Source organism: Saonia sp., assembly GCF_056326165.1.
Genome location: NZ_JBWFBN010000002.1, coordinates 167,565 through 193,990 on the forward strand (window position 1 = coordinate 167,565; position 26,426 = coordinate 193,990).

A 26,426-nucleotide genomic window follows, 5' to 3' on the forward strand; every position below is an offset into this window, starting at 1 on the left:
ACTAATAAAAATGAGTAGATTTTCAAGAGTAGAAGTGTTGCATGTTATGGAAGAGACAGGATTGGTTCCCTTGTTTTATCATGCAGATGCTGAAGTGGCTAAAAAAGTTGTAAAGGCTTGTTATGAAGGCGGTGCAAGACTTCTAGAATTTACCAATCGTGGACTTTTTGCTCATGAAGTTTTTAATGAACTTAGTAAATATTGCACTAAAGAGTGCCCAGAAATGGTTTTGGGAGTTGGCTCTGTTGTGGATGCCGCCACTGCCGCTCATTATATGAATATTGGGGCACAATTTATTGTTACTCCTGTATTTAGAGAAGATATAGCTAGAGTTTGTAACCGAAGAAAAGTAATGTGGTCACCTGGTTGTGGATCTCTTACAGAAATTGCAACAGCTGAGGAATTAGGTTGTGAAGTGGTAAAACTATTCCCAGGAGCAGTTTACGGACCTGGATTTATTAAAGCCGCAAAAGCACCGCAACCTTGGACTAAAATTATGCCAACAGGAGGTGTGGACACCTCAGAAGAAAACCTAAAAGCATGGTTTAATGCTGGCGCCACTTGTGTTGGTATGGGCTCTAAATTAATTACCAAAGAAATAGTTGAGAAGCAAGATTATAATGGCTTAACAGAAAAAGTAAAAACCGTTATATCAATTATAAAAAAACTAAAATAAATGCGAATTTTATTGTTTGTTTTATCCGGGCTATTACTCTTAACTTCATGTAAAGAGAAGGAAACTGGTAAAACTATAAAACTTGCACATAGTCTGGGAGTTTCCCATCCAGTTCATAATGCCATGGTCCATATGGCAGAGAATTTGGATAAAAACTCAAATGGTAGGTTAAAAATAAAAATATATCCAAGTAGTCAGTTAGGTTCAGAACGGCAGTGTTTGGAGCTATTACAAATTGGAAGTCTAGGTATGACAAAAGTATCTGCTGCCGTAATGGAAAATTTCTCTCCCAATTTAAGAGTACTTAGCTACCCATATATTTTTAGGGATACTCAGCACAGATATAACTTTTACGATAGTGAAGTAGGTGAAAGGTTGCTTCTTGGGGGCGAAAAATTTTGGTTAAGAGGATTAACTTATTTCGATGCGGGTAGCCGCTCTTTTTATACTAAGGAGAAAATGGTAAAAACTCCAGATGATTTAAAAGGGTTAAAAATTAGAGTAATGCAAAGCCCAACAGCCATAAATTTGGTGCAAAGTTTTGGGGGCGCTCCAACCCCAATATCATGGGGAGAATTATATACTTCTTTACAACAGGGAGTTGTGGATGGTGCAGAAAATAACTTACCAAGTTTTCATACTTCAAAACACTATGAGGTGTGCAAGTATTTTTCAATGAATGAACATACGGCAATGCCAGATATTTTAGTAATCGGTACTTTGGTATGGAATGGTTTAAATGATGAGGAAAAGAAATGGCTTTCAGATGCAGTAGATGAAGCAGCGTCTCAGCAAAGAATATTATGGAGAAAAGCCGAAGAAACAGCACTTGTTGAAATCAAGAAAGCTGGAGTAGAAGTTTTTTACCCCAATAAAGAGGACTTCCAAGGTAAATCTGCAGAAATGATTGAAATTCTTAAAGGGGAAAATCAAGAGCTTTATAATGTTATTAATGAGATAAAAGGTGTTGAATAATGCGTAAAAAGGTAGACACTTTCTTAGAATGGGTGTTGGCCATACTTTTAGGAGTAATGGTAATAGATGTATTTTGGGGTGTACTTACACGTTACGTAATGGGCAGTCAAAGTTCATGGACTGATGAGCTTGCTCGTTTTTTAATGATATGGGTTGGTATCTTGGGTGCTGCTTACGCTTCTGGAAAAAATTACCATATTGCCATAGATTTATTGCCCCAATATCTAAATGAAAAAAACAATAAGCGATTAAATGTTTTTATTGCTCTTGTAATTATTCTATTTGTAATAGCCATATTTTTAATTGGTGGATTAAGGTATGTATATATATCTTTTACTTTGGGTCAAAGTTCACCGGCTTTAGACCTGCCAATGGGAATAGTTTATATGGTGTTACCTATTTCAGGCTTTTTTATTATTTATTATAAAATTTCTGATTTGCTAAAAAAACCACATAACTAATGGAAATAGCCATACTTGTATTAAGCTTTGTTGTTTTAATAGCCCTGAGAGTTCCTGTAGCATATAGTTTGGGAATTTCGGCATTGCTTACACTATTGCTAAGCGTAGAATCATTACCGGCCTTTACAACAGTTGCCCAACGGGTGGCAACTGGATTGGATAGTTTTTCATTATTGGCGATTCCATTTTTTATTCTGGCAGGTCACATTATGAATAGAGGAGGTATTGCAAGACGACTTATTGATTTTGCAAAGTCCATTGTTGGAGCACTTCCGGGAGGTTTGGCGCATGTAAATATTGTTGCTGCCATGTTGTTTGGAGCTATTGCCGGTTCGGCGGGAGCTGCTGCCGCTGCCATTGGTAGTTTTATGTCAGATCAAATGGAGGAGGAAGGCTATAACAAAGAATTTGGTGTTGCTGTAAATGTTACTTCTGCAACTACCGGTCTCATAATTCCACCAAGTAACGTGTTTATTGTATATTCACTTGCCAGTGGAGGTGTTAGTATAGGAGCGTTATTTTTAGCGGGTTATATCCCAGGAATTTTAACAGGTTTACTTTTAATGACTGTTGCTTTTATATGGGCAAAGAAAAAAAAATATCCCACAGCTGATAAAAGCTCATTTAAAAAGATTTTTAAAACATTTATTGGAGCACTACCAAGCCTTTTATTGTTGTTTGTAGTTATGGGCGGTATTGTTGCAGGTATTTTTACTGCTACGGAAGCTTCAGCCGTGGCGGTTATATATTGCTTGGTACTGGCTATTATTTATAAAGAGATTTCCCTTAAAAATATAAAATCTATTTTGGTAGAGTCTTCATCTACCATTGCCATAGTAATGTTGTTAATTGCCATGTCTATAGCTATGTCTTGGGTGATGTCCTATGAAAATATACCCCAGATGGTTACAGATTCACTATTAAGTATTAGTGATAATAAAATAATGGTGTTGATCATTATCAATTTAATATTACTTTTTGTTGGGATTTTTATGGATATGACCCCAGCAGTATTAATATTTACACCCATATTCCTTCCAGTAGTTACAGCGATGGGAATAGATCCTGTTCACTTTGGTATTATCATGGTGCTTAACTTGTGTATCGGTCTTTGTACGCCTCCAGTTGGTTCTGTTTTGTTCATTGGGGTTGGAGTTGCAAAAACATCTATTAGAAAAGTAATTAAACCTTTACTGCCTTTCTTTGTGGCTATGATTGTTGCTTTGGCATTAATTAGTATTTTCCCTGAACTAAGTTTATGGTTACCTAGGTTTTTTGGTTTTTAATAGTGCTTTGGCTCTGTTGGAAGAGTCCCTAATAATAAGTTCGGTATTTAAGATAGTGACTTCAGATACCGTATCATCATAATCATTATTTGAATGCTCTAAAATTCGTTTGGCTGAAATTTCACCCATTTTTGACGCAGGGTGAGAGACAGTGGACAATGCTGGGTCAACTATTGATGATATGGGATCATCATTAAAACCAATAATGGCCAAGTCTTCAGGTACTCTTATCCCCATGCTTTTGGCATAGATAATAGCACTAACAGCAGCTGTGTCATTGGCAGAAAAAATACCATCAGGTGGGTTGGATGACCCCATAAGTTTGGCAGTCATTTTTCTTCCTTCTTCAAAACTTAAAGTTTTAAAATATCTAATTAGATTTTTTTCTATTGGCAACCCATATTCTTTTAAAGCATCTATATACCCATTTTTTCGTTCCTCATATACATTTCTATGCTGTGCTCCAGCAAAGTGGGCAATCCTTTTACAACCTTGCTCTATTAAATGCTTTGTGGCAGAATAACCAGCGGCATAGTTGTCTATGACTACTTTATAAGAATTAAAACCATTGGGAACCCTATCTACAAAAACTATGGGAATACCTTGTTCTATAAATTGGTTAAAATGTTCATAACTAGAAGTTTCCATGGAAAGAGAGGCAATTAGCCCACTTATTCTACTATCATAGAGCGCTTTAGTATTGCTTATCTCATTTTTGAACTTGTCATTGGATTGGCTAATAATAACATTATATCCAGCATTACGAGCAGCTTCCTCTATTCCACTGATTAATGAGGACATAAAGGGTCTATTTATTCTTGATATGGATATACCAATAGTCTTGCTTTTATTGTTTCTTAGGCCTGCAGCTAAAGTATTAGGTCTGTACCCCATTTCCTTAGCAGCATTTTTTATTCTTTGAATGGTTTTTTTGCTGATGCTTTTATGATCGTTTAAAGCTCTGGAAATTGTGGAAGGAGAATAATTTAATTCTTTCGCAAGATCGTAAATAGTGATCTCTTTTTTAATATTCATGTTTAGTATGCTATTTTTTTAGTGGTATTTACCGTTGGGTATCCCACGTATAGTGTAAGATACTAATTATATATAAACTATTCTTAGGTATTGGATTTTTTTAAGCCTAACAACAACGATAGTAACTTATTTTATTTTAAATGTATAGATGTGGTTTCTGTTTTTCAAATTTTATAAACGTTAGTTGGCTATATTTTAGTTAAATTAGTTGGTTTGAAATTAAATTTAAAACAGGGTTCAAATAAATCCCTAATTAGTTTTCTGCAATCGATTGCGTTAACTATCTTTGATAACTTTTTTAAGATATTCTTTATATGTTTTGGATAGGATATGATATAGGCAGCTCATCTATAAAAGCAGCATTAATTAGTTCGGAAAGCGGTGAGGTAAAGGGTGTTTCCCAATACCCATCTGTGGAGATGCCCATAATTTCTAAAGAAATTGGTTGGGGAGAACAGGAACCAGAACTATGGTGGGAAAATCTATGTATGGCCACAGAGAAGTTGCTACAAGAGAATAGTGTTAATAAAGAAGATATAAAAGGTATTGGAATTTCATACCAAATGCATGGTTTGGTTTTGGTCGATGAAGATATGAAAGTATTGCGGCCTTCCATTATTTGGTGCGATAGTAGAGCTGTGGGTGTTGGCGAGGAATTGTTTAAACAATGCGGAGTTGATAAATGTGCCGATAGTTTGTTGAATTCACCCGGGAACTTTACCCTATCAAAATTAAAATGGGTGAAGGATAATGAACCTGAAGTGTACAATAAAATCTACAAATTTATGCTTCCAGGTGATTATATAGCCTTAAAACTTTCTGGAAAATGTTGCACTACACCTTCAGGATTATCAGAAGGTATTATGTGGGATTTCAGCTCAAATGATTCGGCAGATTGGTTGTTTAAAGAGGCTGGTATCGATACTGATTTAATCCCTGAAATATTGCCAACATTCGCAGATCAAGGAAAAGTAAATTCAGAAGGTGCCTTGGAAAGTGGACTTCCAGAAGGTATTCCAATTATGTACCGTGCTGGTGACCAACCTAATAACGCATTGGCGTTAAATGTTTTGGAGCCTGGTGAAATTGCTGCAACTGGTGGTACTTCTGGGGTTGTTTATGCCGTTTCAGATAGTACAAATACAGTAGAGCATACTCGTATTAACAGTTTTGCACATGTAAACCATACAGAAGCAAATCCAAGAATAGGAAAGTTATTGTGTATTAATGGAACCGGAATTCAATATAGCTGGATGCGTAACCAGATTACCGAAGAGTTTTCATATGATAAGATGAACGATTTAGCATCAGAAGCACCGATTGGTTCAGACGGACTTGTAATTTTACCTTTTGGTAACGGGGCGGAACGTATGTTGAACAATAGCAACAAAGGGTCTCGCATTACAAATTTAAATTTCAATATTCACAAGCAAGGACATTTGTTTAGAGCGGCTTTGGAAGGCATTGCCTTTTCATTTGTGTACGGAATGGAAATTCTTGCCAAAGATGGCGTAGATGTAAAGTCTATAAAAGCAGGGAATGACAACCTATTTAGAGCTGAAATTTTTTCAAATACAATAGCAACGCTTACAGGAAGCGAAATTAAAATAGTAGAAACCACTGGAGCAGTTGGTGCAGCACGGGCTGCGGCCTACGCCTTTGGTGATTTTAAATCTTTTGGGGATGCCGTAAAATCCGATGAGGTTCAATATATTTATAAGCCTTTGGGTAATAAAGAAGCATACCAAGAAGCCTACAATAACTGGAAAAAAGAATTAACAGATTATATTAATAATTGAATAAGCATAAAAATGAGTACAATAGGAGACAAAGAATACTTTAAAGGTATTGGCGAAATTAAATTTGAAGGAAAGGAATCTGACAATCCTTTGGCATTTAAATATTACAATCCAGAGCAGGTAGTGGCGGGTAGAAAAATGAAGGATTGGTTTAAATTCTCGGTGGCATACTGGCACACATTCTGTGGTCAGGGAGCAGACCCGTTTGGACCTGGAACTCAGAATTTTCCTTGGGATGCACCAACAGACGCTATTGAAGCTGCTAAGGCAAAAGCTGATGCTGCTTTTGAGTTTACAACCAAAATGGGCTTTGATTACTATTGTTTTCATGATTACGATTTAGTACAAGAAGGAGCAACCTTTGCTGAGTCAGAAAAGAGATTAGCTACCATTGTAGATGTTCTCAAAGAAAAGCAGGCTGCTTCTGGAGTAAAATTACTTTGGGGTACGGCCAACTGCTTCTCTAATCCACGTTATATGAACGGTGCTGCTACCAATCCAGATTTTAATGTGTTGGCAAGAGCAGGTGGACAAATAAAATTAGCATTGGATGCTACCATAGCGCTAGGTGGCGAAAACTATGTATTCTGGGGTGGTCGTGAAGGTTATATGTCTTTGTTAAATACAGACATGAACCGTGAATTGGACCATATGGGTCGTTTTCTAACAATGGCACGCGATTATGCAAGGGCACAAGGCTTTAAGGGTACGTTCTTTATTGAGCCAAAACCAATGGAACCAATGAAACATCAGTACGATTTTGATTGTGCTACCGCAATAGGTTTCTTACACAAATATGGCTTACAGGACGATTTTAAAATGAATATTGAAGTAAACCATGCTACATTGGCACAACATACCATGCAACACGAGTTAGAAGTTGCTGCAGGTGCAGGTATGTTAGGTAGTGTAGATGCTAACCGAGGTGATTACCAAAACGGGTGGGATACTGATCAATTTCCAAACAACATTCAAGAAGTTACAGAAGCCATGTTGGTATTCTTAAAAGCTGGTGGTTTACAAGGTGGTGGTGTTAATTTTGATGCTAAAATCAGAAGAAACTCAACTGATATGGACGATGTATTCCATGCACATATTGGAGGTGCAGATACCTTTGCAAGAGGGTTGATTACAGCTGATGCAATTATCTCTAACTCTCATTATGATGCACTAAGAGAAAAGCGTTACAGTTCTTTTGACAATGGAAAAGGAAAAGCTTTTGAAGATGGTAAATTAGAGTTTAAAGATTTGTATGATATTGCCATGGAGAACGGTGAGCTAGACTTACAAAGTGGTAAACAAGAATTGTTTGAGAATATCATTAATCAGTATATCTAGACCTTTACTAATTGAGCCGTCATATCGAGCGGAGACGAGATAGAGTCTTTCGACTACGCTCAAGATGAACTCTGTCGAGATGGAGACTTTCGGCTTTGCTCAAGGTAACTTAGTTTAAATAAAAATAAAATCCCTCTTGAAAATTTCAAGAGGGATTTTTTTGATGCTTTTAAGAAGCATTGCTATGGCTTTTCCATTACGTAAAATGAACATTATAGTCTTTGTTGGGTGTTTGTGTTTCTTTATTGCTTAAGTTTAAAATAGTTCTGCATTACATAGAACGCTTTCTTTCTTTTCCCATTTTCCGATACCAATCCTTTTCTATTATACCCTTTTTGGTAAACAGGATGCATTCTGCCAGAAGAACGATAGTCGACCAAAAGCCATGGACATACCCCAATTAGATTTGGAGTATTGCTAAACATTTCAATTTGATCTTGATATATTTTTTCTTGATACTCTTCGCTCCAAGAGGCAGCCTCATCTTTTGGCCCATAATTACTTCCATATAATGCCTCTCCTCCAAATTCTGCAATAAAAACAGGCTTGTCATTTACAAATTTCCATTTTGTATCAGAAGGTTTTCCTTGCCATGGAACATACCATCCTAGATATTCATTCAGTGCAATAAAATCTACATAGTTATATAAGGGGTCCCAGACATTGAAAGTGTTGTTTTCATATCCTTGACTATTAATAACATGAGTTATTAATCTTGTAGAATCTATTAATTTACATTGCTTAGTTAACTCAATCAAAGCATTATCTCTATTGGCAGTGGAAGGATAGGTCTCATTAGAAAGACTCCAAATAATAACGGCTGCCCGATTTCTATCACGACGAATCATTTCTTTCATCATCAAATCCATTTTTTGTGGAACTTCTGGATTTGAGAATTCAATATGTTGATAAACTGGAATTTCACTCCAAACCATTATGCCCATTTTCTCTGCAAGCTTTACCATATGTTCGTTATGTGGATAATGAGCCAAGCGAACCACATTGCATCCCAATTCTTTTGCCCAATCTAATAGAATAAGAGCATCTTCTTTTGAATGTGCTTTTGCGGCTTTGTATGGATTTTCTTCATGAATGTTAACTGCTTTTAGGAAAATAGGAGAACCATTCAAGTAAATTTCACTGCCACGAACTTCAATGTTTCTAAAGCCTATTTCATCTTCAACAATGTCCGCTTTATTTTCTATGACTACAGTATATAATTTTGGATTATTTGGAGACCAAAGATTAAAATTTGATGAAAATTCGATTTTAGCTAAGCCCTCAGAATTCGACACAGTTTCGTATTCAATATTAAGTTCTGGAATTTTTACTTTTATTTGTTCTGGCTTATAGGCTCCATTTAACTGAACCCATCCAGACACTTTACTTTTAGAACTTTTTGCTAATTGGATATGGTAATCTTCTATGTAAACCTTATTCGTCTCAATTAAGCTAACATCTCTTGTTATTCCTCCATAATTGAACCAATCAAAGCCTAAACCTGGCAGTCCATTTTTTAAGCGTTTATTATTGACTTTAACAATGAGAGCATTTTTTCCATTTTTAATTTTATCTGTAATTTCGAACTGAAAATGAGTAAATCCCCCTTCATGACTTCCAATAAATTCGCCATTGAGATAAACATCGGAAAGATAGTTTACAGCTCCAAAATGAATAAAAGTTCTTTTGTTGGATTTTTTTGAATGAACAAATTCCTTTTTATACCAGACAATCCCTTCAAGATATGTGATTTCTACCATTTGAGAGTTAAAATCACCAGGAACACTCATTTCGGGACTTTCATCAAATGAATATTCAAAAAAGTCGGTTTTTTTCTCTGGTTTCCTTTCTAACCAAACTTGCCTCCAATCACCTGTACCTGTGGGGTCTATAATTACTTTCCAATCACCATTTAGGCTTGCTGCATTTCTTCCTTCTATATTTATTCATGGCACTTTGAGCCATTAAGAATATTGGAAGAAAAGTTAAAATTACTACTGATACTTTTGCAAATTTATTTTTCATTTTGTGTTATCTAACTGCTATATGAACACTAAAATAAACATTTAACCTTTCATGGTTCTGTATAAAAACACCTTTAATCTTTTTAGTGCCAATAGAATACTTTATGAACTTAAAGCTAAGTTATTCATATTTGTTTAAAACCTTTTTAGTTTTCTGTATCTTAGATGGGCAATTACCAACCTTAATTTTTAGAAGCAATAAATACCAATTATGAACAGAAGAAAACTATTAAAATCCACGCTGGCTACAGGAGCAGCCCTAACCTTAGGAGGAACAACAGAGTTATTTGCCTCACCAAAAAAACCAACAGAAACAAAGCATAATTTTTCCTTTTGCTTAAACACCAGTACTATTCAAAAACAGAATATCGGTATCATGGCAGAGTTGGATGTGGCCGCAAAAGCAGGTTTTAGTGGAATAGAGATTTGGATGCCCACCTTACAGGCTTATTTAAAAAATGGTGGCACTACAGCCGAGGTTCGTAAAAAAGCGGAGGATTTAGGACTCATTATAGAAGACTCTATTGGTTTTGCATCTTGGGTTGCAGATGATGATGAGGTTAGGAAAAAAGGCATGGAACAGGCAAAACAAGAAATGGATCTATTGGCACAGATTGGTTGTAAGCGCATAGCTGCTCCACCAATGGGCGCCACAAACGAACCTGGGCTAGATTTACTAAAGGCTGCTGAGCGTTTTGGAAAATTGTGTGATATGGGAAAAGAAATTGGTGTCTTGCCACAATTGGAATTATGGGGTTTCTCCCAAAACCTACATCTTTTTGGAGAGACACTTTTTGTAGCTGCTGAGTGCGGACATCCAGATGCTGTTATTTTACCAGACGTATATCACTTGCGCAGAGGAGGTTCTCCTTTTGAAGCTTTGGAAATGATAAATGGTAGTAAAATACAGATGTTCCATATAAATGATTATCCAGGAAATATTGCCAAACAAGAATTAACGGACGCCATGCGTGTTCTTCCTGGGGATGGAGATGCTCCTATGGACAGTATTTTACAAACCTTGAACAGCAAAGGAGTACCCATTGTACTTTCATTAGAAATATTTAATGAGGATGTCTGGAAAATGGATGCTTTGGAGGCGGCTAAATTGGGACTTGCCAAAATGCAGGCAAGTGTTGCTAGTGCAATAGGCTAGTCAAATGTCATTGCGAACCTCCTGAAAGTGAGGTGTGGCAATCTGTTGGTTTGCTAAGTATATTATAAGATTTCTCAGTCGTTTCACTCCTTCGAAATGACTAGAAAAATTTACTTGTCATATCGAGTAAAACGAGATATCTAAAAGCCCTTGATGAAATTTTCATCAAGGGCTTTTATATTTTATAAGACTATTTTACCCCAACATAAATATCAGCTTCACCATTAGTAGGGTTTATTGCTTTTTCACCATAGACTTCAAAGTCAGCAGTGTATTTTCTGTCTAAGTTGGCATTCCAAATTTTCATCCATGCATCTATAACGGCATTATCTGTTAAATCACCTTTAGCAGTAAACTTATGGTAAGTGGATGGTTCAATTTCTATTCCCACCATTCCTTCTGGAATAGTATCCAATGCCCATACTTTATATCCAAGAACCATAGTATATGGTTTGGTATGGTCACCCTCATAATTGGTGTAAACTGCATAAATTGTTTGGTCTAAAACATTGGGGATTTTGGCAACGATATTTTCTGACATAAACTTTTTCCAAAGTCCAGGAATGTCTTTTTCTGCCTGACCTTTTTCATTACTTGTACGTATTGAGAGTCCAATAACCTGAAACCCGTTCATTTGTAGTTTTTCCATTATATGTGGTGTTTTTAATGATTTACCACAAAATTAAGTTGAGCAAATGTCAGAATACGTCAGGGGTCTATTTTTTGGTTATAAATACACTTTCTGGAGGGCCTAAGTAAGAATCTTTTAATCCGCCAGCATCAATCACAAATTTTTGAAAAACAATACCAGGGTCAATCATCCAAATTTTTAAAGTGTGCGTTCCACTCTTTATATTTTGGTGTGTTGATTGCTTTTTCTTAATATGGTCTGTTACAGAATTGTTCCACCAATCTGGGTATTCCCAGTCTGGCACTGTTTCTCCTTTATGCATATTAATTATCTGGGGAGTTTCATCATCAATGGCAATGGCATATTTTAAACCTTCATTTTTCTTATAGTTTAAAGTAGGAGAGAGGTAACTGTCTATTTTTAGGTCACCATTGTTAAAAACGGTAAATTCATATTCCAAACGTGGTGTTTTTGCTCCTACTGTTTGTTGGTCGGCACTGGCAGGCTCTATGGTAATGGCTGAGTTGGTTCGGCCCATATTTGGGATTACAGTCCAATGAATGTTCTTGGAGTCTATTTTTTTTGTGTAATGCGCAGCTTCTATAGCAACAACACCATTATTTTCAATAAAACCACTGGTTACAGGGAAATCATTCTGTATTGGGACTTTTATGGCAAAATCCCTACCTGAACTTGATACTGTAATCTCTCCAGAGTCTTCTCCTTTTGGCGCCTTATCCCAGTCAATACTTACATAAACTTTTTCATCATATTGAATACTTCCTTTTTGTGATGACAGCTTTATCCAATCATTTTTTGTGGTTACTGTATAGTCCAATACAGCTGTTCCCCTGTTAAAAATTTCAATATAATAATTCTGGTTGTTTATGGGGTCAAAGGTCGAAAAACTTCTACTGAACAAACCAAACCTATTTCTACGTGATCTTTCTCCATACTCCAACACATAACCCAATTGGGCATCATCACCAAGCTGTAAATAATTCACAGATGGCATTTTATTAAAAGGGGGATTGTTCCAAGAAGTATACCCAATGTGGGTTTGAGACATCATATGGTTCCACCTTCCATCTGCCATTTCATGATATTCTTTTACAAGTTCCGCATCCTTAAAAAAAGTAGTTCTTGTAACATCTGCGTAATAATTGGTAGAGGCTCTTCCTTGTTGTCCGTATAATTGATTTTTACCAGCCGCGACATACATTTCATTGAGATTGCTATTTATTGCTATTGGGAAATGCACCAATTGATAAAATGCCGATTTATGGGTTTCAGGAAGTTTATTATAAATATTTTCACTTCTAACCAACAATTTCTTATAATCTTCTAGAACCTTATCAGCCTCGCGATAATTTTCAAGGCTGTAAGTGTCTGGTTTTAACATTTCTGGGGTGCGGCGTGCACTGTATTTTGTACTCAAGGCAAGTATATCTGCAATTTCCGTTGCTAGTTCTTCCCCAAATTGAGGTTTTAACCAGTTAACATAATAGTTGGGTAAATCTTGAGCTTTCATATCTGGATTCCATGCAAAATCCAGAAAGAAACTAATAGGTAATTCCATGGGTTTAATATCACCCACGTTGACCAACCACAAATCTTTTACACCTCGCTCATAGGTGAGGTTCATTTGCTCCCAAACACGTTCTATTTGGCTTACATTTAACCATCTATATGAGACAGGCCCCCCAACAAAATCAAAATGATAATACATTCCAAATTTTCCATTTTCATTTAAATCTTCTTTTTTAGGTAGAATACGCACATTGCCCCAATTATCATCACAAAAGAGAACAATAATATCCTCATCTACCCGCATTCCTTTATCATAATAGTCTTGAACTTCTTTATACAGGGCCCAAACCTGTGCCGTCTCTTCCACAGGTTTTCCAGTAACATCGGCAATAATGGTACGCTGGTCTTCTATAATATTTTTCATAAGGTCTATGGCAGTGTCTTCGCTCATAGCTTCATCACCATCGCCACGCATTCCTAGTGTTACAACACTCTCATTGTCCCCCATACGTTTAATCCCTTCTTTCCAGAATTCTTGTAGTTTTTCTTTATTGGTTTCATAGTTCCACGGACCATTTTTACCACTGTCCCATTCGGCATGGGCCCGCATCATGGGTTCATGATGGGTTGTAGAGATTACAATTCCATATTCATTGGCTAGTTTTGTATTTTCTGGATCATCCGTTACAAAAGAGCTTGGTTGCCACATAGCTGGCCACAGATAGTTTCCTTTATTTCTAAGAATCAGTTCAAAAACGGTTTCATAAAATTCATGATTAAAATCACCAAACTTTTCTTTGGCCCAATTTCTTAGTGCAGGAGCTTCATCATTTATAAAAATGCCTCTGTATTTTACTTTGGGCTCTCCAAGGGTATAAATGCCTTTGGTAACATGCAATTCCGTTTGTTTAAGAATAGGCATATCTGCCCAATAGTGCCATGGATGTACTCCAATCTGTTGGGAAAGATCATAAATCCCAAAAATAGTTCCTCGTTTATCGCTACCGGCAATGACCAATGCTTGCTTAACCCCTGGTAACGGATTTTTTACAGTTTGGATAATGAATTTTTCCCATTTTCCTTCTAACTGAGAACCTTTAATTTTTCCTTTTTTTACCAATTGTTGAATGATGGGACTTTTATCTAGAGAACCAATAATTATTAATTGGTTGGGAAGCTCGTTTACATTTGTAATAAGTAAAGGTTGTATAGTTGTAACCTCTTTAATATCGTTCTGTAAGTGTCCTACAACGCGTTGGACACCTGCATGATCCTCAGAACTCACATATAGGGGAGCTGCTTTTCCTTTTGATGCTACCGAAAAACTTCTGGAAGAAGAAGTACTGGTAACATATTTATTTTGAGCATTCCCTATAAAGAATAAACCTAGAAAAAAAAGAGATAAAGTATTGAATTTCAATTTATTTGTATTGGAAAAGAACTTCATTTTTGGCGGTATTTGGTTGATGCTACCAAATATAATAAAAGATACCGCAATCGATTGCATTCCTTTGTTAAAGGATATGTTAAAACCAATGTTCAATGTTTTTTGCAAAAGAGAGGAGATTTTAAACAACTTTCCTATTTTTGCTTTCCAATTTCGGTAAGCGGACTGTTAAAGTTTGGATATTGGAAATTGATTATTGTATTGGGCGATAGCCAATAACGGGGTGTAGCGCAGTCCGGTAGCGTACTTGGCTGGGGGTCAAGTGGTCGCAGGTTCAAATCCTGTCACCCCGACGAACCACTTTTTAGTGGTCATCAAAGTGCTGTTAATTTATTGATTTTCAGCACTTTTTATTTTTTCTGCATTCAATTGAAACCATCTAATATCATATAAAAGGTGTAGAGTTCGGTGAATGGATTGGCATGTTTCGTATGGTAATTTTATAATTTATTCTCTACTATTTTATTTTTTTTCTCTGACTAATGATTTCTTAAGGTTACTTTCTTTAAAGAGTTTCTTGCTTTTTTATCTGTTGAATATTTATGCCTTTAAACAAAAGCCAAATACCAATTATTATTTCAAAAAGACCACTTGGAACCCAAAAAATGATTTGATTAATAGGCATAGTTGCATATTCAGGTGCAAGCATGAACATTAAGGATTGTATCAAAATAAAAACAAATGAAATAATTCCAAAGCCTGATAATATTTTTGGTATATACTTTGATTTTAAAAATAAGTAAGAGAATATTATCATATTCAGTCCAAGAAATATCATAGGAATAGAAGTTATTGCAGTGTGAGAATTGAAAATTAATCCGAGAGAAAACAACAATTGTTCTTGCATAAATACGGTTAAATTCGAATCGTTACTTAAAACCTGCAAGGCAATAAAAGGAACAAGCACAGTAACAGCCATTATTGTTGCTTCAATCAATTTCAAAAGGAGTGCAAACAAAGCTAAATTCTTGTTTACGGGTTTAAGAATTGTATAAAGAGTTAGACCTAATATAATCAAACCAACAGACATAAATAATTCGATGGTAATTCCTATTCGAAATATAAATTCGTTAGCCATAATGTTATTAGCTGTGGCTATAGCATTGTCTGCAATATTAAGTTTAGAAAGAATAAAAGTCCAGTTCAGTGTAGGTGCTATAAAGGCAAATAGGAACATAAAACCTGCAAGTTTCACAGGTTTTTTTTGTGATATGTTGGTAATATTATTTGTCATTTCGTTTGAGTTATTTTCTACGTTTAATTAATATCATATGAAGCTGTAAACTCTAGTGAATTGATAGGTATCTTCTGAGTCAATATTTAGACGCCTTTACAATTTTTTAGACACGTTATTCACTGCAATTTTCTTTTCTATTGATTACTTATTCTTATAATTTTTCCATTCGATTTGTTAAAATTATCTCTTTCAATTAATGCAATTATATCTCCGCTTGGTAATTGTTTAATGGTTCTAATTCTACCCGTTATTGGTAATGCTTTGGTGACATCAGTTTCACGATTGTATATTAATAATCTTCGATAAGCCAATGAACCAATCAAAAATTGATTATTCCATTCGTTAATGTTACTATCTTTTATTTTGAATAAACAAGCTGGGGCAATGGCTTGTCCACCATCATCGGTAGGTACGGTCCAGAAATGTTCAGGTAGTATAGTAAAAGTTGCTGATGAATCCTTGGATATTGTAGAAACTTGAACCCCACTATAATCTATTCCATATGTAAATAAAGGCCATCCATAATTCTGGCCCTTTTCTATTATATTAAATTCATCACCACCTTTAGGTCCATGTTCAACCCCAAAAAGTGTATTGCTTGATTTTTCATAATACAAACCTTGCACGTCTCTGTGTCCATAACTCCATATGGTTGAAGGAGATACATAATTTTCAAAAATAGGATTGTCAAACGGTATATTTCCATCGTCTTCAATTCTGTGAATTTTCCCCCAATCTTCCTTAAGGTCTTGGGCAATTAAAATTGGTTGGGAAATAGTACTTAAAGTAGATCCGCCTACATTTAAGAAAAAATGAGTGTCATCTTCCCAAACAATCCGTGTACCATTTCCATAATACCCAGAAGTTCTGGTTGAAAAAATTGTTTCAAAATGAACAGCGCTATTATTTTTTATTTGAAAACGGTCCACTTTACAAAAACCCTTTTCTGAAAGATATGAAATGTAAATCCATGGATTGCTCGGATATTTTGGATGTTTACTAACATCCATAAGTCCACCATGAAGAATAAAGGGAATTCCTGGGTCACCAAAAGTGAGGACTTTAGGCATTCCAGTTACCTCAACAAGTTTATTGTCCTTAAAATGAAAAAACGCACCTTTTCTGTCCGTGATGAAGTATTCATTTTCTTTCAAAACCTCAATCCCATAGGGTATAACAAACCCTTCAACAATAGTTTCTATTTTTATTGGAGTTTCACTTATAGGGAAAGGAGAATCGGGTATTTCCAGTATAACATTATGATTCTTACAACTTTGGAAGAATGTTAGTATTAATAAAAAACTGCAAGTTAATTTAGTCATCATTGTAGTTGTTTTTTAGTTCTTAAACGCCATATGTAATTTAAATCATCTTTCTTCAAAATGTAATAAATTGAGATACATCCTACTATAGTAGCAGGAAACCCTGAGCCAATACCAAGAGGTGTTATCGCAATGAAAAAAACAATGGCTCCAAAACATGATAGACGTACTATCCAACCTTTAAGTAAAATACCTATTGCTATTAATCCTTGACCAAATGAAATGATAGTAACCATATAAATGATGTTTAATTTAAACCAACCATTGATGAAGTTAGTGTATAAACTAACTGGGGTAAGTTCTGCATAAAATAAATATTCATTTGGACTATTGTGGACCGTTGTATAATTAATCCAACTGGCCCAAAAGAATAATAAAGCAAAAAGTAAACGTGTTAATTTTGGTTTTAGAATGGCTGTAAGCAAGAATATTAAAGCACTAATATTTGATATAATCCAAGGGGTAGAATATTCTTTTAAAAGTTCCATGTCTTTATTCGTTTTATAATTAATTACGATTGAGCAAGAACATTGATTAATATATTGCAACCACCATTCTTAATAAATTTTGTATGGTTGTCAATATTCTTAAACTGCTTACCTGTAATATCTGAGCATAATATTTTTGAATTTGTTGCATGATAGAATGTGTCTAATATTTTTTTTGAATCTGGGTTTTTTAACGGCGATTTTTTCACTTCTTCTCGACACCATTTAAGAGATTTCATCCAAATGGTAGCACTCAATGCACCACAAGCAGCACCACTTAAACCAAGTCCACCTGCGAAACCCGCAACCATAATCATTTCTTCATCACTTGCACCCATTTTTATCGCAACTTCTGTAGCACAGCTCATATAATTTTTTTGTAATACAGTTTCTTTGCTGGTTAAGCTATTGTAAGCAGATTGTACAGCTTCAGGAGCCCACTGTTCAGCAAGGTTAAAGCAGTGTTTGAATTTTCCAGAGAAAAAATATTTAGCAAGACTTAATTTGCTAGAAAAGTCACATTTTGTAATATCCTTGCAATTTATAGTGTGTTCTCTTTTCGAAAAAGATTCCATGATACTTTGTGTGGCCCTAACGGCAACATTTATTGCTTGGTTTTTATTGTCACATCTCCGATACGCCTCTGCACCTGTAGCTAAGGAAGCTCCCCAAAGCATTCCGCATTGATGACCTTTCTGCATTATTCCACCAGCTAATGAATCGGCTGCACGTTCTTCTAATTCTTTTGGATGTCCAAATTCTCTATTTAAAATATGGAAGAAAGTTCGTGAACACGTTCCTAATTTCTTAAATACTTTTTTTCCGTCCGTAGGACCATTTTTTATATTATATACATTTGAATCCATTTGTAATATCCTTTGAATTGTATTTAAAAAATATAGAAAATAAAAATGTAATTATATGATATTCATCAGTTTAGTGTTAATTTTTAATTATATATATCATTCAATAATAATTCTTTTCCATTTATATCTTTAACTTTTAAATCATAGCGTATATGTAGGGGAGTACCAATGGAGGCATAATAATAAATAGTCCATGCATCAGATTCTTTTGTTCCAATGCATCCATTTGAATATGCTTTTCCTAGTGTCTTTGGATTGGTGGTAGGATGTATCATTTGGCCATTTCTTATACCATTTATTTCTGTTTCAATCCATGGTATCTGTGGCATTATGGTTGTCTTTTCATCATCCCTTTTCGTTAAATAAAACTGTTTACCATCAACTGGGTTATAGAAATCAGGATTTTTATGGTGCGCTACAATTTGACCATTACCAGTAATAGTTCGTAAATCTGTTATTCCATTGGCCATTTCTAAATACTTCTTTGTATTTCTTCCAACTCGTATAGGAAATGTATGTTGTAGTGAACTATCTTGATAAATACGAAGCTTAAATTCTGGAATATTAACATCGATTAGGGTGTTTTGTATTGATTTATTAATTGAAGAAGCAATAATAGAGCTGGGAACAATAAGTGAATCCGTATTTCGTAACACTATCATTTCTCTTTGATCATATACAAAAGAATCTTGTTCAATCATTTTATAATAATCTGTGTTTGCCAAAGTATCAATAATCCAAGGATTTGCTCTGACCAAAATATGTTCGGATAAGTGGTAAGGTAATAGAGAGTCATATTTGACCACCAAGGAATCCATGTAATTAAAATAGTCTTTAATAGTTACATTACGTTGTATGAATATCCATTTGGTTGTAATGGGTTCTTTTGCAAATTGTAACGATGGGGAAGTTCCTCTATTCGCTATGGAAAACTTTAGTGTAAAAGAAAATATAACAATGAGAATAAGCGTAATGTATAAGTGGGAAAATTTTAAATACTTCATGTTAAATAGAGATTTTTCTTAAAGTACAGTATTTATTTATTGGTGAAATTAAGAAGTGATTTTACCATATAAAATGACCAAGATCACTATTCAACACATGATTTTTGTCATTATTTAAGGATTTAGGGTACTCTACCTTTACATACAGTTCTTATTACACCCAATAAAATGGCATTACAAATAATAGATAGGACCAAAAACTTTTTTATTGAAATAGGAGACCTTTCTCATTTTGCATCTCGATTTTTTAAAGAAGCGTTTAAACCACCATTTGAGTTTAAAGAATTACTTAGACAGTGTTACCATATGGGAAATCGTTCCCTTGTATTGGTAAGTGTAACAGGTTTTATTATTGGTTTAGTACTAACTTTGCAATCCAGACCAACACTTATTCAATTTGGAGCAGTTTCATGGATGCCCAATATGGTGGGTATTTCTATTGTTAGGGAGCTTGGACCAGTCATCACTGCTTTAATTTGTGCGGGCCGAATAGCTTCTGGAATTGGAGCTGAGCTGGGTTCTATGCGTGTAACAGAGCAAATAGATGCAATGGAAGTATCTGGGACAAATCCATTTAAATATTTAATTGTCACTCGTATTCTTGCTACTACCTTAATGTTGCCATTATTAGTTATTATAGGTGATGCAATCGCTTTATATGGTTCTGCCCTAGTTGAAAACCTTAAAGGAGATGTTTCTTTTCAACTCTATTTTAACAAGGTTTTTAATGCTTTGGAATATGGAGATTTAGTACCAGCTACCTTAAAGTCTTTCTTTTTTGGATTTGCTATTGGTCTTGTTGGCTGTTATAAAGGATATTACTGTAAAAAGGGTACAGCAGGAGTGGGGGTGGCCGCTAATACTGCAGTTGTTTTCGCATCCATGCTTTTATTCTTTGTGGATTTTATTGCTGTTTTTATTTCAGATATCTTTTATGAATTGTAATATGATTGAAAGCAACCAAATATTACAGATGAAAAAAAGTTTCAATCTCCAAGATATATCAGAACAGGATGAAAATGTGGTCATACATATTAAGGATTTATTCAAAAGTTTTGGAAATAACCATGTATTAAATGGTTTTAATCTTAAGCTAGTCAAAGGGGAAAATTTGGTGGTTATGGGAAAATCTGGCTCTGGTAAGTCAGTAATGATTAAATGTCTGGTGGGTCTTATGGAGCCAGATAGTGGATTTATAGAAGTTATGGAAAAAGAGGTTTCTACTTTGGATAGGAAAACTTTAGATGAACTTCGGTCAGATATAGGATTTCTTTTTCAGGGTAGTGCTTTATATGATTCTATGACTGTTCGCCAGAACTTAGAATTTCCTTTGAGAAGACATAAAAGTAAACAGAATAATAATGCAGATACTGAGTCTCGAGTTTTAGAGGCTTTAGAAAATGTTGGACTTGCAGATGCAATTGATTTAATGCCCTCTGAATTATCTGGTGGAATGAAGAGAAGGGTGGCTTTAGCAAGAACTCTAATATTAAGACCTAAAGTGATTTTATATGATGAACCAACCAGTGGACTAGACCCCATTACTGCTAAAGAAATTATTGAACTAATGCGTAGTATACAAGCAAAATATAATACATCTTCTTTAATTATTACTCATGATGTAGATTGTGCACGTGTAATTTCAGAACGTATGATTTTATTGGTAGATGGAATAAATTATGCAGAAGGTACTTATGAAGAATTATCAAAATCAAAAGACCCAAAGGTAGAGGCATTTTTTAAAAAATAAAGGCATGGCAAAAACGAATTTAGAAAATTTAAAATTGGGAATCTTTGTGATTCTGGGAACTATACTAATAGTATTTGCTGCTTATCTTATTGGAAATAGACAAAATATGTTTGGCAATACTTTTTCAATCAGTGCTGTTTTTAAAAATGTAAATGGACTTCAGAATGGAAATAATGTCCGTTTTTCAGGAATTAATATAGGTACTGTTGATGATATAGAAATGATAAATGATAGTACTATTAGAGTAGACATGGTTATTGAAGAAAAAATGTTGAAACACATTAAAAAGAATGCTATTGCAACTATAGGTTCAGATGGCCTTGTTGGCAGTATGCTAATAAGTATTGTTCCTGGAGAGGGCACAGCTCCATTGATTGTTTCAGGAGATGAGCTTCATACACAAAGTAGATTGGTAACACAGGATATGTTGAGCACTCTTAACATAACAAATGAAAATGCGGCTTTATTAACTTCAGATTTACTAAAAGTTACCCATTCATTGACCCAAGGTAATGGAACTTTAGGAAAACTCCTTAACGATACCATTATGGCAACAAATTTACAGCAAACCATTACCAACCTTAAATATGCCAGTAATGAAGCAAATTCCACAATTTATGAGCTCAATCAAGCTATAGGAAAAATAAACCTTGAAGAAAGTGCAGTTGGAGCTCTCTTAAATGATACAATTTCTGGTAAAAAAATGCAGCACATCATCACTAATTTTGAAGTTTCAAGTAAAGAAATTAAGAAGATGACAGAAAATATAAATTTAATTATAGGTAAAATAAAAGATGGGAAAGGAGCTGTTAATTATTTAACAACAGATACCATTTTGGTCAATAGCCTTGATGCCACATTAAAAAATATTGAACAAGGGACTGAGCGTTTTAATGAAAACATGGAAGCTTTAAAACATAACTTTCTTACTAGAGGGTATTTCAGGAAAATAGAAAGGCAACAGAAAAAAGAAAAGGAAAATTTAGAGTAATAATATACCTAAGCATTTACAAAAATCTTAGTGCTCTTTTTTAGGATTATCACCTGCAACGGCATGGTTGTTTCTTCTTAATAATCCATAACCTATTTTATGTGTTTCCAAATGATGCTCCAATAATTGTTTTAAACTATCCGAATATTCCTGCATAATTTGCTTATTTATATCTGGATGCTGATCTGAAGAAATAGTCATAGGGTTTTCATCCAAAAATTTATAGAGCTCTGGATAATCTGTTTCAATAGTATTTGTAAGTAATAATATTTCACTTAATATGGATTGTAAATCATTCATCTTTACTTGTTATTATCTCTTATCATTGAATGATATTTTCTGTATTTGCATAACAAATCTACTTTATAACGGCATGAAATAAAATGATTTAAATCAGCTTTGAAATAATATCTAGAATGACCTTAATCATTGTCTAGCCAATGATATATCTGTTAATTTGATGCTTAAACCAATACATATATAGTCATGAAAAAAACAATTATTTTTTTTATTCTGTTGTTTCCAATGCTGATAATGTCACAATTTGAAGCAAATGAAAAAATAACTATTTCACAGGAGCAAAAAGATGATATATACCTTGCTGCTGAAACCATAAATATTAACTCATTTATTGATGGTGATGCGGTTATAGCAGGGGGAACAATTACAGTTAATGATTCTATAAGTCAAGATTTAGTTGTAGCGGGTGGTGATGTCATAGTAAATGGATATGTAGCTGACGATATTAGAGCAGCTGGTGGAAAACTTATAATAGATTCTGAAATTGGGGATGATGTTATTGTAGCAGGAGGAGAGGTACTTATCGGTAAAAACGCGGTTATTTACGGCAATTTAATTAATTTTTCTGGGGACATAAATATAGAAGGAGAAATAAAGGGTACCATTAAATCTTATGCTGGTGATTTTCATAGTAATGGAAAAGTAGGTAAAGACGTTTACCTTAATGGAGGAAATATCATGATTAATGGAGAGATAGATGGTAAAACCAAAATAGTTGCAGAGTTCATTGAAATTGGTGATAATGCTAAATTCCATGACAATGTTGAGTATTGGTCAGGTGATGGGGAAGTAGATTTTAAGAACTCATTAATAACCTCAAGAGCTTTTTTTAATGAGAATCTACAAAATGAAATTGAAACTTTTACATGGAAAGGTTTTGGAATTGCAGCTATGGGTTTTTGGATTTTCTATTTATTCTCTGCCTTTCTAATTATACTAATACTAAATTATGCTTTTAATAATTTATTCCTTCAAGCAGTAAAAGATTATAATAGTAAAATACTACCTAGTTTAGGATATGGGTTGATATATGTTTTTGGATTACCTATTATTATTGTTTTATGTTTTGTAATAATCATAGGTATCCCATTGGGAGTATTTTTATTGTCCTTTTATATTTTCAGTCTAATATTTGGACATCTAGTTACATCGTTACTAATAAGTCATTATTTCAACAATAAAAGTAAAGAACCTTGGGGTTTTTGGATTATGATATTGATGGCAACTGGAATAGCAGCTGTAATAAGATTGTTGACCTTTATTCCTTTTATTGGAGTCCTTATTTCGGCACTAACTATAAGCATAGGTTATGGCTTACTCATATTTTTCTTAATTAAGAAAAGAAAAGTTCTAAAATTGGTAAGTGGTAATGGTTTTAAAAAAAACATATAGTAGTGTAGTTGAAATTAGGTTGGACGGGATTATTTTAAAAGGAAATTTGTCTGTGCCAGAAAATGCAAATAGTATTGTGATTTTTTCTCATGGAAGTGGTAGTAATAGATTAAGCCCCAGAAATAGATTTGTTGCTGAAATATTGCAAAAAAATGGATTGGCCACTTTATTATTTGATTTGTTAACCGAAGGGGAAGATAGAATCTACAACAATAGGTTTAATATAGATTTATTGACCATAAGATTAATAGACGTAACTCAATGGATTAATGATAACCAAAAAACAAAAGGATTTAAAGTAGGATATTTTGGGGCCAGTACAGGTGCAGCTTCTGCTTTAAGGGCTGCAGCTTTTTTTGGTAAAGACATTGGCGCTGTAGTTTCAAGAGGAGGTAGACCAGACCTTGCATTTGGACATTTAAAAGAAGTTGAATCTCCAACACTTTTAATTGTAGGAGGCTGGGATGATATGGTAATACAATTAAATGAAAAGGTCTTCCAGAATTTAAAATGTATAAAGAAATTGGAAATTGTTCCAGGGGCAACACATTTATTTAAGGAAGAAGGAAAACTAGAGATTGTTGCTAACATTTCTGCCAACTGGTTTAGAAAATGGTTATATTAAGAAAAAGAGTATGTTCGTAAATAGAATGGATGCCGCTATTCAACTTGCCAATAGATTACTTCATTATAGAAATAAAAATGTAGTTGTTTTGGCCATTCCAAGAGGAGGTTTGCCATTGGGAGCCGTTGTAGCTAAGAAATTAAATGCACCTTTGGATGTTGTACTTTCTAAAAAAATAGGTCATCCATTCAACAAAGAATATGCAATTGGGGCTGTTAGTTTGGAGAATATTTTGTTAAATGATTTCATGGGTGTTTCTGAAAAGTATATAGAAGAAGAAACGGTTAGAATAAGGGAGAAATTAAGAAAACGTCAAAATGAATATTACAAGACCAAATTTCCCGAAAATTTAAACGGGAAAATAGTAATCGTTGTAGATGACGGAATAGCCACTGGAAATACTATTTTAACAACGACACAGTTAATAAAAGAACAAAGCCCCAAAGAAGTTGTGGTTGCTATACCTGTGGCTCCAAAATCAACAATCAAAAAATTAAAAAAATCACTTTATATAGATGATGTCATCTGTTTGATAACACCTGCTAACTTCCGTGCTGTCGGGCAGTTTTATGAAGAATTTAATCAAGTTACAGACGATGAAGCAATAAAAATACTAGAGGAAAGTAATACAACGTAAATTGTAAAATTTTAATGGTGTTTTTTAAACCTTGATAATAACTTCTCAACTATACTAAAAGAACTACCCAATGAATGTTTGAGCAGTCCTTTTAATATATATAGACCAATAAATAAATGCTATTTTATTGTCACATTATACCAAAACTCACTTTGGCATTTACACGATATTCCTCAATTTGGTTATTGTTGTCCACGGTTACTTGCATATCATTGATGTAAACCGATTTCATATTCTTTACTGTTTTGGATGCTTCATCTATTATATTCTGAACAGCATCTTCAAAACTCTCAGATGAATTCCCAAGGATTTCTATTACTTTTAGTACTGACATAATGTTTTATTTTAAATGATTATTTAGTATTGGGTTTCATATTTCAATACTTTTTTAGATTGCTAAAGAAAATTTCCATCTTCATCAGTCTTAACTCTAATTGTCTTTTCGCCATTTTTTAATTTTAATTTATACCGTCTTTTTGCCCCTTTTTCTTGATGAAAGTTCACTAAGTATACATCTTTAGAAATTATCCATCCGGGAAATCTTTTATAAACTGAATTTCTTACAACCTCTGGAACATTAATGTCCTTAAACTTTTCAACTGTTCGTAAGACTTTACCATCTTTATCGTATGCAGCAAGGATTTTTCCATCGGGAATAAAGAATGTAATATTGTAGAGATCGTATTCATCTTGGTAAAATTCAGAATCTTTAACATCATATGAAGCCACCATACGCTCTAACATTTTTGCATTAACAGGTGCTTCTTTAGAATCCACATCATTAAGGTATTTATAGTTTGTGGCCATAACTATAACCTCTGAAAGTTCTTCAGGCTTAATAATTTGTGCAAAAGCCTGGGCTGTTGTTCCAAGAACCAATAAACTAAATAGAATTTTTTTCATGATTTTATTTTTTAATTAATATTCGAGTGTACAAATGACCTTTGTTCTTTAGGGTCATTGCTTCAAAATTATCTTTCTTTCCAGTGTTGGACAATGACCTAAATCATTTTTGTGATGATATCTTCAGCTTACATTTAACCTCAGATAATCAATAAATTACTATTATGGTCGTTTCTTTGTTTTTGGCAAAATTTTGGGGCTTCTACCTAATAATTTTCTTCTTGGTACTGAGTTTTAACCCACAACGTATTCGCGATATTTTTGAATATTTGAAAGACCCCAAGTTTTTGCTTATAACTGCGTTCATTGCAATCATTGTTGGATTGCTAAATATTCTATTTCATAATGTATGGACAAGTGAATGGCCCATAATAATTACTTTTCTAGGATGGATTTCTATATCTATAGGAATCGCACTTTTCACGTTTCCTATTCGATCTTCCGCAGCTTTACAACTTATTAATGTTAAGCTAATGCAGGTTCTTTATGTAATATTATTTTTTGTTGGAATATTTCTTTTGAACATGGGATACGGAATTTTACCCTATAAATA

At 34.1% G+C, this 26,426-nt stretch carries 25 protein-coding genes and 1 tRNA gene; 14 read left to right on the forward strand and 12 right to left on the reverse strand.

Annotated features, from left to right (window positions below; all coding sequences use genetic code 11):
* Positions 1-10: 10 nt before the first annotated feature.
* Genes AC000W_RS03410 through AC000W_RS03425 form a run of 4 tightly spaced genes read left to right on the forward strand, consistent with a single transcriptional unit; the run spans position 11 to position 3,398 of the window.
* On the forward strand, positions 11-676 hold the full coding sequence (locus tag AC000W_RS03410; protein ID WP_474746022.1) for a bifunctional 4-hydroxy-2-oxoglutarate aldolase/2-dehydro-3-deoxy-phosphogluconate aldolase: 666 nt from the start codon (positions 11-13) through the stop codon (positions 674-676).
* Positions 677-1,651, forward strand: coding sequence for a TRAP transporter substrate-binding protein (locus tag AC000W_RS03415; protein ID WP_474746024.1), 975 nt, complete (start codon positions 677-679; stop codon positions 1,649-1,651).
* A complete protein-coding gene (locus AC000W_RS03420; RefSeq protein ID WP_474746026.1) occupies positions 1,651-2,112 on the forward strand; it encodes a TRAP transporter small permease in 462 nt (153 codons plus the stop codon). The genes AC000W_RS03415 and AC000W_RS03420 overlap by 1 nt, the downstream gene beginning before the upstream one ends.
* A complete protein-coding gene (locus AC000W_RS03425) occupies positions 2,112-3,398 on the forward strand; it encodes a TRAP transporter large permease (protein ID WP_474746028.1) in 1,287 nt (428 codons plus the stop codon). The genes AC000W_RS03420 and AC000W_RS03425 overlap by 1 nt, the downstream gene beginning before the upstream one ends.
* Here the strand turns inward: AC000W_RS03425 and AC000W_RS03430 are convergent.
* A complete protein-coding gene (locus AC000W_RS03430) occupies positions 3,375-4,433 on the reverse strand; it encodes a LacI family DNA-binding transcriptional regulator (protein ID WP_474746030.1) in 1,059 nt (352 codons plus the stop codon). The genes AC000W_RS03425 and AC000W_RS03430 overlap by 24 nt on opposite strands.
* Positions 4,434-4,747: 314 nt before the next feature.
* Here AC000W_RS03430 and AC000W_RS03435 point away from each other — a divergent pair, with 314 nt between their 5' ends.
* Entirely contained in the window at positions 4,748-6,232 is a 1,485-nt protein-coding gene (locus tag AC000W_RS03435) for a xylulokinase (protein ID WP_474746032.1), read from the forward strand.
* Between the two features lie 12 nt (positions 6,233-6,244).
* Positions 6,245-7,570, forward strand: a complete 1,326-nt coding sequence (gene xylA / locus AC000W_RS03440; protein WP_474746034.1) for a xylose isomerase — start codon at positions 6,245-6,247, stop codon at positions 7,568-7,570.
* 242 nt (positions 7,571-7,812) lie between these two features.
* Here the strand turns inward: xylA and AC000W_RS03445 are convergent, their stop codons facing one another.
* Complete coding sequence (locus tag AC000W_RS03445) at positions 7,813-9,516, reverse strand: glycoside hydrolase family 2 protein (RefSeq protein ID WP_474746237.1); 1,704 nt, start codon at positions 9,514-9,516, stop codon at positions 7,813-7,815.
* A 289-nt stretch (positions 9,517-9,805) separates the two neighbouring features.
* Here AC000W_RS03445 and AC000W_RS03450 point away from each other — a divergent pair, with 289 nt between their 5' ends.
* Entirely contained in the window at positions 9,806-10,750 is a 945-nt protein-coding gene (locus AC000W_RS03450; RefSeq protein WP_474746036.1) for a TIM barrel protein, read from the forward strand.
* 190 nt (positions 10,751-10,940) lie between these two features.
* On the opposite strand, the gene AC000W_RS03455 is transcribed toward AC000W_RS03450, so the two are convergent.
* Positions 10,941-11,399: a GyrI-like domain-containing protein gene (locus AC000W_RS03455; RefSeq protein ID WP_474746037.1), complete on the reverse strand. Its 459-nt coding sequence runs from the start codon at positions 11,397-11,399 to the stop codon at positions 10,941-10,943.
* 67 nt (positions 11,400-11,466) lie between these two features.
* The gene (locus AC000W_RS03460; RefSeq protein ID WP_474746038.1) at positions 11,467-14,358 is read right to left on the reverse strand and encodes a glycosyl hydrolase 115 family protein; all 2,892 of its coding nucleotides are present in this window, start codon (positions 14,356-14,358) and stop codon (positions 11,467-11,469) included.
* Between the two features lie 219 nt (positions 14,359-14,577).
* On the opposite strand from AC000W_RS03460, the gene AC000W_RS03465 reads away from it, so the two are divergent.
* Positions 14,578-14,651 (forward strand) — tRNA-Pro (locus tag AC000W_RS03465).
* Positions 14,652-14,863: 212 nt separating this feature from the next.
* Here the strand turns inward: AC000W_RS03465 and AC000W_RS03470 are convergent.
* The 5 genes from AC000W_RS03470 to AC000W_RS03490 all read right to left on the reverse strand — a co-directional run bounded on the left by AC000W_RS03470 (position 14,864) and on the right by AC000W_RS03490 (position 19,275).
* Entirely contained in the window at positions 14,864-15,592 is a 729-nt protein-coding gene (locus AC000W_RS03470) for a DUF4386 domain-containing protein (protein ID WP_474746039.1), read from the reverse strand.
* Positions 15,593-15,729: 137 nt separating this feature from the next.
* Positions 15,730-16,920, reverse strand: coding sequence for a PQQ-dependent sugar dehydrogenase (locus tag AC000W_RS03475; protein WP_474746040.1), 1,191 nt, complete (start codon positions 16,918-16,920; stop codon positions 15,730-15,732).
* Entirely contained in the window at positions 16,917-17,405 is a 489-nt protein-coding gene (locus AC000W_RS03480) for a hypothetical protein (protein WP_474746041.1), read from the reverse strand. Before AC000W_RS03480 ends, AC000W_RS03475 begins: the two co-directional genes overlap by 4 nt.
* Positions 17,406-17,428: 23 nt before the next feature.
* The gene (locus AC000W_RS03485; RefSeq protein ID WP_474746042.1) at positions 17,429-18,271 is read right to left on the reverse strand and encodes a C-GCAxxG-C-C family (seleno)protein; all 843 of its coding nucleotides are present in this window, start codon (positions 18,269-18,271) and stop codon (positions 17,429-17,431) included.
* A gap of 83 nt (positions 18,272-18,354) precedes the next feature.
* Positions 18,355-19,275 carry a L,D-transpeptidase gene (locus AC000W_RS03490; protein ID WP_474746044.1) on the reverse strand — a complete coding sequence of 307 codons (921 nt, stop codon included), beginning with the start codon at positions 19,273-19,275 and terminating at the stop codon, positions 18,355-18,357.
* Positions 19,276-19,443: 168 nt separating this feature from the next.
* On the opposite strand from AC000W_RS03490, the gene AC000W_RS03495 reads away from it, so the two are divergent.
* Genes AC000W_RS03495 through AC000W_RS03505 form a run of 3 tightly spaced genes read left to right on the forward strand, consistent with a single transcriptional unit; the run spans position 19,444 to position 22,016 of the window.
* Entirely contained in the window at positions 19,444-20,220 is a 777-nt protein-coding gene (locus tag AC000W_RS03495) for an MlaE family ABC transporter permease (RefSeq protein ID WP_474746046.1), read from the forward strand.
* Positions 20,221-20,248: 28 nt separating this feature from the next.
* Positions 20,249-21,025: an ABC transporter ATP-binding protein gene (locus tag AC000W_RS03500; protein WP_474746048.1), complete on the forward strand. Its 777-nt coding sequence runs from the start codon at positions 20,249-20,251 to the stop codon at positions 21,023-21,025.
* 4 nt (positions 21,026-21,029) lie between these two features.
* On the forward strand, positions 21,030-22,016 hold the full coding sequence (locus tag AC000W_RS03505) for an MlaD family protein (RefSeq protein WP_474746049.1): 987 nt from the start codon (positions 21,030-21,032) through the stop codon (positions 22,014-22,016).
* Between the two features lie 27 nt (positions 22,017-22,043).
* Here the strand turns inward: AC000W_RS03505 and AC000W_RS03510 are convergent, their stop codons facing one another.
* Positions 22,044-22,316: a hypothetical protein gene (locus tag AC000W_RS03510; protein ID WP_474746051.1), complete on the reverse strand. Its 273-nt coding sequence runs from the start codon at positions 22,314-22,316 to the stop codon at positions 22,044-22,046.
* Positions 22,317-22,502: 186 nt separating this feature from the next.
* Between AC000W_RS03510 and AC000W_RS03515 the strand changes: the two genes are divergently transcribed.
* From AC000W_RS03515 to AC000W_RS03525, 3 genes are read left to right on the forward strand one after another with little or no spacing between them, the layout of a single operon-like run.
* Entirely contained in the window at positions 22,503-23,708 is a 1,206-nt protein-coding gene (locus AC000W_RS03515; protein ID WP_474746052.1) for a DUF8173 domain-containing protein, read from the forward strand.
* Positions 23,686-24,333: a dienelactone hydrolase family protein gene (locus AC000W_RS03520; RefSeq protein WP_474746054.1), complete on the forward strand. Its 648-nt coding sequence runs from the start codon at positions 23,686-23,688 to the stop codon at positions 24,331-24,333. Before AC000W_RS03515 ends, AC000W_RS03520 begins: the two co-directional genes overlap by 23 nt.
* Positions 24,290-24,970: a phosphoribosyltransferase gene (locus tag AC000W_RS03525; protein ID WP_474746056.1), complete on the forward strand. Its 681-nt coding sequence runs from the start codon at positions 24,290-24,292 to the stop codon at positions 24,968-24,970. The genes AC000W_RS03520 and AC000W_RS03525 overlap by 44 nt, the downstream gene beginning before the upstream one ends.
* Before the next feature lie 130 nt (positions 24,971-25,100).
* Here AC000W_RS03525 and AC000W_RS03530 read toward each other — a convergent pair whose 3' ends face one another.
* On the reverse strand, positions 25,101-25,304 hold the full coding sequence (locus AC000W_RS03530) for a dodecin family protein (protein WP_474746058.1): 204 nt from the start codon (positions 25,302-25,304) through the stop codon (positions 25,101-25,103).
* 62 nt (positions 25,305-25,366) lie between these two features.
* Positions 25,367-25,873 carry a nicotinate-nucleotide adenylyltransferase gene (locus AC000W_RS03535; protein ID WP_474746060.1) on the reverse strand — a complete coding sequence of 169 codons (507 nt, stop codon included), beginning with the start codon at positions 25,871-25,873 and terminating at the stop codon, positions 25,367-25,369.
* Positions 25,874-26,426 lie beyond the last annotated feature (553 nt).